The following is a 10,483-nucleotide window of genomic DNA, read 5'->3' as shown; positions in this document are numbered from 1 at the left end:
CCCCCCCCCCCCCCCCCCCCCCCCCCCCCCCCCCCCCCCCCCCCCCCCCCCCCCCCCCCCCCCCCCCCCCCCGGTTGGGCCTCAGACCTCGACGACCACGGGGAGGATCATGGGCCGGCGGCGGTAGTTGTCCGACACCCACCTGCCGACCACGCGGCGGACGAGCTGCTGCACCTGGTGCGGCTCGGAGATGCCGTCCTGTGCCGATTTGGCCAGGACTTCGTCGATCTTGGGGATCACCGACTCGAAGTCCTTGTCGTCGATGCCTGACCCCCTGGACTGGATGTGCGGGCCTCCTGTGATCTTGCCGGTGGTGCTGTCCACCACGACGAAGATCGAGATGATCCCCTCCTCGCCCAGGATCCGGCGGTCCTTCAGCGATGACTCGGTGACGTCGCCGACCGACAGGCCGTCGACGTAGACATAGCCTGCCTGGACCTTCCCTGCGATCTTGGCCCTGCCGTCGACCAGGTCGACCACCACACCGTCCTCGGCGATCACGATGTGGTCCTTGGGCACGCCGGTCTGCGCGCCCAGCTCCGCGTTGGCGCGCAGATGACGCCACTCGCCGTGGACCGGCATCAGGTTCTTCGGCCGGCAGATGTTGTAGAAGTAGAGCAGTTCACCGGCCGAGGCGTGGCCGGAGACGTGGACCTTGGCGTTGCCCTTGTGGACGACGTTGGCGCCCCAGCGGGTCAGTCCGTTGATCACCCGGTAGACCGCGTTCTCGTTGCCCGGGATCAGCGAGGAGGCCAGGATCACCGTGTCTCCGGGAACGATGCGGATCTGGTGGTCCCGGTTGGCCATCCGCGACAGCGCGGCCATCGGCTCGCCCTGCGACCCGGTGCAGACGAGCACCACCTCGTCATCCGGCAGGTCGTCCAGCGTCCTGACGTCCACGACGAGCCCCGCGGGCACCCTGAGGTAGCCCAGGTCCCGGGCGATGCCCATGTTGCGGACCATCGAGCGGCCGACGAAGGCGACACGGCGGCCGTACTCGTGGGCCGCGTCGAGGATCTGCTGGATGCGGTGGACGTGACTGGCGAAGCTCGCCACGATGATGCGCCTCTGCGCACCGGCGAACACCTGGCGCAGCACTTGGGAGATGTCGCGCTCGTGCGGGGTGAAGCCCGGCACCTCCGCGTTGGTGGAGTCCGACAGCAGCAGGTCGATGCCCTCCTCGCCCAGGCGCGCGAAGGCTCGCAGGTCGGTGAGGCGGCGGTCCAGCGGAAGCTGGTCCATCTTGAAGTCGCCGGTGTGCACGGCCATGCCCGCCGGGGTGCGGACGGCGACGGCAAGGGCGTCCGGGATGGAGTGGTTGACCGCCACGAACTCGCAGTCGAACGGGCCGATGTGCTCGCGGTCGCCCTCGGTCACCTCGAGGGTGTAGGGGCGGATGCGGTGTTCCTGAAGCTTGGCCTCGATCAGAGCCAGGGTCAGTTTGGAACCGATCAGCGGGATGTCCGGCTTCTCGCGCAGCAGGTACGGCACGCCGCCGATGTGGTCCTCGTGGCCATGGGTCAGGACGATGCCGTCGATGTCGTCCAGCCGGTCCCGCACCGAGCTGAAGTCGGGAAGGATCAGGTCTACTCCGGGCTGCTCCTCCTCGGGGAAGAGCACACCGCAGTCGACGATGAGCAGTCGGCCGCCGTACTCGAAGACGGTCATGTTGCGGCCGATCTCGCCGAGACCGCCCAGCGGGGTGATGCGCAGACCGCCCTCGGGCAGTGGCGGCGGTGGGCCGAGTTCGGGATGCGGGTGGCTCAAAAGTCTCTCCTCACCACGCGCGCCACGCACCCTGGGGGCACGTGGCGCGCGATCGTCGTGCACTTGCAGTTGTTGGTCGGTATCCAGTTGTGAAGTCTGTTTCAGAGCTGTACCCCGCCGGCGGCGAGATCGCGCTTGAGCTGCTGGGTCTCCTCCGGGGTCAGCTCGACGAGCGGCATGCGCAGAGGGCCCGCGGGCAGCCCCCGGAGCGTGAGCGCTGCCTTGCTGGTGATCACGCCCTGAGTTCGGAACATACCGGTGAAGACGGGCAGCAGCTTCTGGTGGATCTCCGTCGCCTTGGTGACGTCGCCGCCGAGGTGGGCGTCCAGCAGGGCCCGCAGCTCCGGGGCGACCACATGGCCGACGACCGAGACGAAGCCGACCGCGCCGACGGACAGCAGCGGGAGGTTGAGCATGTCGTCACCGCTGTACCAGGCGAGTCCGCTGGTGGCGATGGCCCAGCTCGCACGCCCCAGATCGCCCTTGGCGTCCTTGTTGGCGACGATCCTGGGGTGCTCGGCCAGCCGGACGATGGTCTCGGTGTTGATCGGGACGCCGCTGCGGCCGGGAATGTCGTAGAGCATGACCGGCAGGCCGGTGGCGTCGGCGATGGTGGTGAAGTGCCGGTACAGCCCCTCCTGCGGAGGCTTGCTGTAGTACGGCGTGACGGCCAGCAGGCCGTGGGCGCCGGCCCGCTCGGCCGCACGGGCCAGTTCCAGGCTGTGCCGGGTGTCGTTGGTGCCGGCTCCGGCGACGACGTGTGCGCGGTCTCCGACCGCCTCGGCCACGGCCCGCACGAGCTGCGCTTTCTCCGCATCGCTGGTGGTCGGGGACTCACCGGTGGTGCCGTTGACGACGATGCCGTCGTTGCCGGCGTCCACCAGGTGGGCGGCGAGCTGCTGCGCGCCGTCGAGGTCGAGATCGCCGTCCGCGGTGAACGGCGTGACCATCGCGGTCAGGACCCGCCCGAAGGGCGTCTGCGGTGTGGAGGTCGGAGCCATGGGTCCCACGCTACTCGCAGCCTGAGGCCCGATGTGCCCTCGGGAGGCGGTTGAGGAGCCCGGCACTGTCCGCTCGGGGGTTCAGACAGTGCCGGGTCCATGGAAAAAGCGTAGACGAAAATCCCCAAAAGCCGCAATTCGGGCAAAAGGGTCAGGTGTCTGTCCTATGGAGCGACTCGCCCGTTGGCGTTGAACGCCTCGTGTGTCAGCGGCATGAGACCGGCCCAGTGCGCCTCCATCCGCTCGGCGACCATCTCGATCTCCCGCTGCGGGAAGGAGGGCACCCTCGCCAGCTCGTGCCGGGTCCGCAGCCCCAGGAAATGCATCAGCGACCGGGCGTTGCAGGTGGCGTACATCGAGGAGTAGAGGCCGACCGGAAGGGCCGCACGGGCGACCTCGCGGGCGATTCCGGCGCCCAGCATCTCCTGGTACGCCTCGTAGGAGCGGTGGTAGCTGTCCTCGAGGGCCCGGACGGCGCCCCGGTGCTGCTCGGCCGTGCCCTCGACGAACCGGTACTTGCCCGGGCGTCCCTCCTGCACCAGCTTGCGGGAGGCGTCCGGCACGTAGAAGACGGGCTCCAGCTCCCGGTACCTGCCGCTCTCCTCGTTGTAGCTCCAGCCGGCCCTGTGGCGATGGAACTCGCGGAAGACGAACAGCGGCGCGCTGATGAAGAAGGTCATCGAGTTGTGCTCGAACGGGCTGCCGTGCCGGTCGCGCATCAGGAAGTTGATCAGTCCCCTGGAGCGCTGCGGGTCCTTCTCCAGTTCCTCCAGGGACTGCTCACCCGCGGTGGAGACCCGCGCCGCCCACAGCACATCGGTGTCTGCGGCCGAGTGTTTGACCAGCTCGACGGTCATGTCACTGCGGAAGCGGATGTCGGGGGCGTCGGACACCGGGGAATCCTTTCGGTCGTGCCACGCGGGAAGTCGGGGCGGCGCACAGCCTATGGCGGCGACGGCCACCGGATCGACCTCGCCCCGGCGCGCTCCCGTCCGCACGGCGGCGACCCCGGTCGCTGATATCCTCCCGCAAGCATCAGAAAACGGGCACTTACCCGGACGTCCGGACGTTCTACCCGTGGCAGTGCAGATCACCTTCCGAGGAGCAGCAGATGGTCCGCCGCGAGGAGTCCGTCCCCTTCGCCTTCGTCGCCGAGTCCGGACACTTCCGCAGTAACGTCACTCCCCCGCGCCGCCGCCCGTCGAGGACGGACATGGCCGGTCGCGTGCTGCTCGGGGTGGTCGCGGTCGCCGGGCTCGTGGGGTCCCTGCTCCTGGGAGTGCCGGCCCTTGAGACCCCTCAACCGCAGGACGGCGGGCCGGACCACCCGAGCGCCGCCGAGAGCCGCTGATAATCTCCTCGCTCACAGGCCCCACCCACTGTGTCCGTGAGCGAGGATTCCGTGCCACTGCACTTCCTGACGGCCGACGGCGAACTGGACGCCACCGCCTCCGACGAACCGCTGCCGTACGAGGAGCGGGAGAGATGGCGGCGACCGTACCGGCCGGGACCCTGGCGGGTCGCCGGAGCGGCGCTGACACTGCTGCTCGCCGCCTACGTACTGATGTCCACCCTGATCATCGCCATGGCGGGCTCCGCCGCGGAGGCGGCCGTGTGCCTGCTCGCCGCGGCCCTGGTGATCGCGTACGCACTGCGGCTGCTGCGGATGGGTGTGTGGGTCAGCGCCCGCGGGATACGCCAGGTGAGCCTGTTCTCGACCACGACGCTGCCCTGGCGGAACATCTCGGCCGTGCGGACCGTGCAGCAGCCGGTGAAGTGGCTGGGCATGCCGCGGACCGTGCAGGGTCAGGCCCTGCTCGTCGAACCGCGGCGCGGCGAGGCGCTGAGGCCGGTGCTGACCGACCACAACGCCGACTTCCTCTCCCGCCCCGGTTCCTTCGACCAGGCGGCGGACGTGGTGGAGGGCTGGGCCGCGGAGAACCGCCGCCCCTAGCCCGCGGCGATCCGGCGATCCGGCGGGCCCGGGGTGGCCGCGGCGCCGTTCAGGCCGCCGTCTCCCGCACGGGCCCGCCGTCGTGCAGCGCGATGGCCCGCTGCATGGCCTTGCGGGCCCGTGGGGTGTCCCGGGCGTCGTGGTAGGCCACGGCCAGCCGGAACCAGCAGCGCCAGTCGTCCGGGGCGGCCTCGGCCTCCTCCTTGCGCCGGGCGAAGACCTCGTCCGCCGAAGCCTTGTCCACGCGCCCGCCCGCCGTCCGCGCGGGCCCGTCCTGCGGCAGCCCTTCCTCGGCCTCCAGCTCACGCGCCAGACGGCCCGCGTTCCGCGCGAAGCGGGTGTTGTGCCACAGGAACCAGGCCCCGACGCACGGCAGGACGAAGGCGACGACCCCCATCCCCATCGCGGCCGGCTCACCCGTCCTCAGCAGCAGTACGCCCTCCAGGGCCGCCACCGCGAAGACGACGACCAGTGAGACGGCGAGGAAGACGTAAGTGATCTTTCCGCCCATGGGTCTCAGTCCAGGTCCATGAAATGCTCCAGCCCCACGGTGAGGCCGGGGGTGCCGGTCACCCGGCGCACTCCCAGCAGGATGCCGGGCATGAAGCTGCTGTGGTGCAGCGAGTCGTGGCGGATGGTGAGGGTCTCACCGGTGTCGCCGAAAAGCACCTCCTGGTGCGCCAGCAGCCCGCGCAACCGCACCGAGTGCACCGGAACTCCGTCCACGTCCGCGCCGCGGGCGCCGTCGAGGGCCGAGGTGGTGGCGTCCGGCTGGGCCGGGCAGCCCGCCTCGGCCCTCGCCTCGGCGATGAGCCGGGCGGTGCGGGTGGCGGTGCCGGAGGGCGCGTCGGCCTTGTCGGGGTGGTGCAGCTCGACGACCTCGGCGGACTCGAAGAAGCGGGCGGCCTGCCGGGCGAAGCGCATGGTCAGCACGGCGCCGATGGAGAAGTTCGGCGCGACCAGCACTCCGGTGCCGGGGGACGCCTCCAGCCAGGCGCGCAGCCTTCCGAAGCGCTCGTCGGTCCAGCCGGTGGTGCCGACGACGCCGTGGATTCCGTGGCCGGCGCAGAACTCCAGGTTGCCCATCACCGCCTCGGGGTGCGTCAGGTCCACCGCGACCTGGGCGCCCGCCTCGGTGAGGGCCTCCAGGGAGTCGTCCTTGTCCAGGGCGGCGACGAGCTCCATGTCGTCGGCGCCCTCCACGGAGCGGGCGGCCTCGGAGCCGATACGGCCCTTGGCGCCGAGGACTGCTACGCGGAGCTTGCTCATGTGCGTGTTCCCTTTCACGGGTACGGGCCCCTGGCGGGGCCCGGGTCGGGCGGACCGGCGGGCCTTCGGTCGGGCGGGCCCGTGGTCAGGCGACGGCTTCGTCCAGGCGGGCGCCCTGCCGGTCGGTCAGCGGTCCGATGACCGACAGCGAGGGCCGCCATCCCAGGATCTCGCGGGCCACCGAGCGGATGTCGTCGGGGGTGACGGACGCGATCTTCGCGAGCATCCCGTCGACCGACAGCTGCTCGCCCCAGCACAGCTCGCCCTTGCCGATGTGGTTCATCAGCGCGCCGGTGTCCTCCAGGCCCATGACCGTGGAGCCGGAGACCTGTCCGACGGCGCGGCGCAGCTCCTCGTCCCCCAGGCCGTGCGAGGCGACGTGGTCGAGCTCGTCGCGGCAGATCTTCAGTACGTCGTGGACCAGGTTGGGGCGGCAGCCCACGTACACGCCGAACAGGCCGCAGTCGGCGAAACCGGAGGTGTAGGAGTACACGCTGTAGGCCAGTCCGCGCTTCTCGCGCACCTCCTGGAACAGCCGGGAGCTCATGCCGCCGCCCAGGGCCGCGCTGAGCACTCCGAGCGCCCAGCGGCGCTCGTCGGTGCGGGACAGTCCGGGCATGCCGAGGATGACGTGCGCCTGCTCGGTGGCGCGGTCCAGCAGGTCGACGCGGCCCGCGGTGCGAATGCGGCGCGAGCCGCCCCGGGGGGCGACGGGCTCGGCGTCGGTGCGGCCCAGGGCGCCCGCGCGTTCGAAGGCCTCACGCACCTGGCGTACGACCGTGTCGTGGTCGAGGTTGCCGGCGGCGGCGACGACCAGGTGGGTGGGGTCGTAGTGCCGGCGGTAGAAGCGCGCGATCTGGTCGCGGGTGAGGGCGTTGATGGTGTCGGTGGTGCCCAGGACCGGGCGGCCCAGCGGGGTGTCGCCGAGCATGGTTCTGGCGAACAGGTCGTGGACGCAGTCCCCGGGGTCGTCCTCGGTCATGGCGATCTCCTCCAGGACGACGTTGCGCTCGGCGTCGACGTCCTCGGAGCGGATCAGCGAGCCGGTCAGCATGTCGCAGACGACGTCGACCGCCAGCGGCAGGTCGGTGTCCAGGACCCGGGCGTAGTAGCAGGTGAACTCCTTCGCCGTGAAGGCGTTCATCTCACCGCCGACCGCGTCGATCTCCGCGGAGATGTCCAGGGCGCTGCGCCGTCCGGTTCCCTTGAAGAGCAGGTGCTCCAGGTAGTGGGTGGCACCGTTGAGCGTGGGCGTCTCGTCACGGGATCCGACCCGCGCCCAGATGCCGAAGGTGGCGGAGCGGACGGTCGGCACCGACTCGGTGACGACCCGCAGGCCGCCGGGGAGCACGGTTCTGCGGACGGTGCCCGCGCCGTTCCCGGTGGTGGCGGTGGACGGGGACCAGCGTCCGGAGGCGGGTCCGGGCACGGGGCCTGCGGCCGGGCGGGCGGGGTGATGGGGACGGGCGACGGCCCGCCCCACCGGGGCGGTGGGGCGGGCCGTCGTACGGGGCGTGCGCGTCACTTGGTCGCGGTGTCCTTCGCGTCGGTGGTCTCGGCGCCTTCCTTCTCGTCCTCCTCGAGGACCGGGATCAGCGACAGCTTGCCGCGCTGGTCGATCTCGGCGATCTCGACCTGGACCTTCTGGCCGACTCCCAGCACGTCCTCGACGTTCTCCACGCGCTTGCCGCCGGCGAGCTTGCGGATCTGCGAGATGTGCAGCAGGCCGTCCTTGCCCGGGAGCAGGGAGACGAAGGCTCCGAAGGTGGTGGTCTTCACGACCGTGCCCAGGTAGCGCTCGCCGACCTCGGGCATCGTCGGGTTGGCGATGCCGTTGATGGTGGCGCGGGCCGCCTCGGCGGCCGGACCGTCGGCGGCGCCGATGTAGATGGTGCCGTCGTCCTCGATGGTGATGTCGGCGCCGGTGTCCTCCTGGATCTGGTTGATCATCTTGCCCTTGGGGCCGATGACCTCGCCGATCTTGTCAACCGGGATCTTCACGGTGATGATCCGCGGCGCGTTGGGGGACATCTCGTCCGGGACGTCGATGGCCTCGCTCATCACGTCCAGGATGTGCAGACGGGCGTCGCGGGCCTGCTTGAGGGCCGCGGCCAGCACGGAGGCCGGGATGCCGTCCAGCTTGGTGTCGAGCTGGAGGGCGGTGACGAACTGGCGGGTGCCGGCGACCTTGAAGTCCATGTCGCCGAAGGCGTCCTCCGCACCGAGGATGTCGGTGAGGGTGACGTAGTGGGTCTCGCCCTCGATCTCCTGGGAGATCAGGCCCATGGCGATGCCGGCGACCGGCGCCTTGAGCGGCACGCCGGCGTTCAGCAGCGACATGGTGGAGGCGCACACCGAGCCCATGGACGTCGAGCCGTTGGAACCCAGCGCCTCGGAGACCTGGCGGATGGCGTACGGGAACTCCTCGCGGGTGGGCAGCACCGGGACGATCGCCCGCTCGGCCAGCGCTCCGTGACCGATCTCGCGGCGCTTGGGGGAGCCGACGCGGCCGGTCTCGCCGGTGGAGTACGGCGGGAAGTTGTAGTTGTGCATGTAGCGCTTGCGCGTCACCGGCGAGAGGGTGTCGAGCTGCTGCTCCATGCGGAGCATGTTGAGGGTGGTGACGCCCAGGATCTGGGTCTCGCCGCGCTCGAACAGCGCCGAGCCGTGGACCCGCGGGATCGCCTCGACCTCGGCGGCCAGGGTGCGGATGTCGGTCAGTCCGCGGCCGTCGATGCGCTTCTTCTCCTTGATGACGCGCTCGCGGACCAGTGCCTTGGTCAGCGAGCGGTACGCCGCGGAGATCTCCTTCTCGCGCCCCTCGAACTGCGGCAGCAGCTTCTCGGCGGCCAGCGCCTTGACGCGGTCGAGCTCGCTCTCGCGCTCCTGCTTGCCGGCGATGGTCAGCGCCCGGGACAGCTCGTCGCGGACGGCCGCCTCCAGCGCCTCGTACACGTCGTCCTGGTAGTCCAGGTAGATCGGGAACTCGCCGACCGGCTTGGCGGCCTTGGCGGCCAGGTCCGACTGGGCCTTGCACAGAGCCTTGATGAAGGGCTTGGCGGCCTCCAGACCGGCGGCGACGAGCTCCTCGGTCGGCGCCTCGGCGCCCCCCTTGACCAGTTCGACGGTCTTCTCGGTGGCCTCGGCCTCGACCATCATGATCGCCACGTCGCCGTCGGGCAGGACACGGCCGGCGACGACCATGTCGAAGACGGCCTCCTCCAGCTCGCTGTGGGTGGGGAAGGCCACCCACTGGCCGCGGATCAGGGCGACGCGGGTGCCGCCGATCGGGCCGGAGAAGGGCAGTCCGGCCAGCTGGGTGGAGCAGGAGGCGGCGTTGATGGCGACCACGTCGTAGAGGTGGTCGGGGTTGAGCGCGAGGATCGTCTCGACGATCTGGATCTCGTTGCGCAGGCCCTTCTTGAAGGACGGGCGCAGCGGGCGGTCGATCAGGCGGCAGGTGAGGATCGCGTCCTCGCTGGGGCGGCCCTCGCGGCGGAAGAAGGAGCCGGGGATCTTGCCCGCGGCGTACATCCGCTCCTCGACGTCGACCGTCAGGGGGAAGAAGTCCAGCTGTTCCTTGGGGTGCTTCGAGGCGGTGGTGGCCGACAGCACCATGGTGTCGTCGTCCAGGTAGGCCACGGCCGAGCCCGCGGCCTGGCGGGCCAGGCGGCCCGTCTCGAAGCGGATGGTGCGGGTGCCGAAGGATCCGTTGTCGATGACGGCCTCGGCGTAGTGGGTCTCGTTCTCCACCAGGGAATTCTCCTCGTCTGCGTCCGTGCCCGTGTGGCGCGGACGGTGGTGGTGGAGCGTCTTCCCGTAGGGGCCGGTCTTCGATCGAAGCTCCCGGGGTGTTTTCGCCCGGGGGCCACTACCGAGGACCGGCGGCGTGAAGGCGCTCCGCCTCGTTTTCACATGTCGTCGTAGGACCAGACTACAAAGCTTCCGGTCTCCGTGAGTGCCTGTGAGGTGCCGCGAGTACGGCGAAGGGAGCGGTTCCCCTGCCGGGAACCGCTCCCTCTCACGGCGTACTACCGGGCGCCGGCCGCACCGCGGCGGATGCCCAGGCGCTCGACCAGCGCACGGAAGCGCTGGATGTCCTTCTTCGCCAGGTACTGCAGCAGGCGGCGGCGCTGGCCGACCAGGAGCAGCAGACCCCGGCGGGAGTGGTGGTCGTGCTTGTGGGTCTTCAGGTGCTCGGTGAGGTCCGAGATGCGGCGGGTGAGCATCGCGACCTGGACCTCGGGGGAGCCGGTGTCCCCCTCCTTGGTGGCGAACTCGGCCATGATCTGCTTCTTCGTAGCGGCGTCGAGCGGCACGCGATACTCCTTGGTTTCTTCTTCGAGGCCACCGAGTGCCCCTGGTCTTCCGCGCAGGGGATCTTTCAGGACTCGGGAGGCGGGGTCCGCTGGGCGCTGCCTCCAGGTGGTCACCGGAAGGCGCGTACACAAACGGCCGCCGACAACCCTACCAGCCGTGCGACGGACCGCTC

Annotated in this window: 10 protein-coding genes; 2 read left to right on the top strand and 8 right to left on the bottom strand. The window is 70.4% G+C overall.

Annotation, left to right across the window (positions count from 1 at the left end):
• Nucleotides 1–81: 81 nt before the first annotated feature.
• The 3 genes from AC2CJA_RS04150 to thyX form a co-directional block, all read right to left on the bottom strand.
• Entirely contained in the window at nt 82–1,767 is a 1,686-nt protein-coding gene (locus tag AC2CJA_RS04150) for a ribonuclease J (RefSeq protein ID WP_484601275.1), read from the bottom strand.
• A 101-nt stretch (nt 1,768–1,868) separates the two neighbouring features.
• Nucleotides 1,869–2,768 (bottom strand): 4-hydroxy-tetrahydrodipicolinate synthase, encoded by a 900-nt coding sequence (gene dapA / locus AC2CJA_RS04145; protein WP_484601274.1) that lies wholly within the window; start codon nt 2,766–2,768, stop codon nt 1,869–1,871.
• Between the two features lie 164 nt (nt 2,769–2,932).
• The gene (thyX, locus tag AC2CJA_RS04140) at nt 2,933–3,625 is read right to left on the bottom strand and encodes an FAD-dependent thymidylate synthase (RefSeq protein WP_484601278.1); all 693 of its coding nucleotides are present in this window, start codon (nt 3,623–3,625) and stop codon (nt 2,933–2,935) included.
• 254 nt (nt 3,626–3,879) lie between these two features.
• Between thyX and AC2CJA_RS04135 the strand changes: the two genes are divergently transcribed.
• Together AC2CJA_RS04135 and AC2CJA_RS04130 are read left to right on the top strand one after the other, a co-directional pair.
• Nucleotides 3,880–4,119, top strand: coding sequence for a hypothetical protein (locus tag AC2CJA_RS04135; protein WP_484601273.1), 240 nt, complete (start codon nt 3,880–3,882; stop codon nt 4,117–4,119).
• Between the two features lie 51 nt (nt 4,120–4,170).
• Nucleotides 4,171–4,722: a hypothetical protein gene (locus AC2CJA_RS04130; protein WP_484601277.1), complete on the top strand. Its 552-nt coding sequence runs from the start codon at nt 4,171–4,173 to the stop codon at nt 4,720–4,722.
• Between the two features lie 49 nt (nt 4,723–4,771).
• Here AC2CJA_RS04130 and AC2CJA_RS04125 read toward each other — a convergent pair whose 3' ends face one another.
• The 5 genes from AC2CJA_RS04125 to rpsO all read right to left on the bottom strand — a co-directional run bounded on the left by AC2CJA_RS04125 (nt 4,772) and on the right by rpsO (nt 10,310).
• A complete protein-coding gene (locus AC2CJA_RS04125) occupies nt 4,772–5,233 on the bottom strand; it encodes a hypothetical protein (protein WP_484601272.1) in 462 nt (153 codons plus the stop codon).
• Between the two features lie 5 nt (nt 5,234–5,238).
• Nucleotides 5,239–5,991, bottom strand: coding sequence for a 4-hydroxy-tetrahydrodipicolinate reductase (gene dapB, locus AC2CJA_RS04120; protein ID WP_484601271.1), 753 nt, complete (start codon nt 5,989–5,991; stop codon nt 5,239–5,241).
• Between the two features lie 85 nt (nt 5,992–6,076).
• Nucleotides 6,077–7,420 (bottom strand): M16 family metallopeptidase, encoded by a 1,344-nt coding sequence (locus AC2CJA_RS04115; protein WP_484601276.1) that lies wholly within the window; start codon nt 7,418–7,420, stop codon nt 6,077–6,079.
• Nucleotides 7,421–7,512: 92 nt separating this feature from the next.
• A complete protein-coding gene (locus AC2CJA_RS04110) occupies nt 7,513–9,744 on the bottom strand; it encodes a polyribonucleotide nucleotidyltransferase (protein WP_484601270.1) in 2,232 nt (743 codons plus the stop codon).
• A 278-nt stretch (nt 9,745–10,022) separates the two neighbouring features.
• Nucleotides 10,023–10,310 carry a 30S ribosomal protein S15 gene (rpsO, locus tag AC2CJA_RS04105; RefSeq protein ID WP_206349103.1) on the bottom strand — a complete coding sequence of 96 codons (288 nt, stop codon included), beginning with the start codon at nt 10,308–10,310 and terminating at the stop codon, nt 10,023–10,025.
• Nucleotides 10,311–10,483: the final 173 nt, after the last annotated feature.

The organism is Streptomyces sp. ATLC9 (assembly GCF_057196705.1).
Note: the sequence above shows the minus strand (reverse complement) of the source record. Positions and strands in the feature narration are given on the sequence as shown.

Coding starts and splice junctions, on each gene's coding strand:
- dapA (WP_484601274.1), bottom strand. CDS start 2,768: ATGGCTCCGACCTCCACACCGCAGACGCCCTTCGGGCGGGTCCTGACC.
- thyX (WP_484601278.1), bottom strand. CDS start 3,625: ATGACCGTCGAGCTGGTCAAACACTCGGCCGCAGACACCGATGTGCTG.
- AC2CJA_RS04135 (WP_484601273.1), top strand. CDS start 3,880: ATGGTCCGCCGCGAGGAGTCCGTCCCCTTCGCCTTCGTCGCCGAGTCC.
- AC2CJA_RS04125 (WP_484601272.1), bottom strand. CDS start 5,233: ATGGGCGGAAAGATCACTTACGTCTTCCTCGCCGTCTCACTGGTCGTC.
- dapB (WP_484601271.1), bottom strand. CDS start 5,991: ATGAGCAAGCTCCGCGTAGCAGTCCTCGGCGCCAAGGGCCGTATCGGC.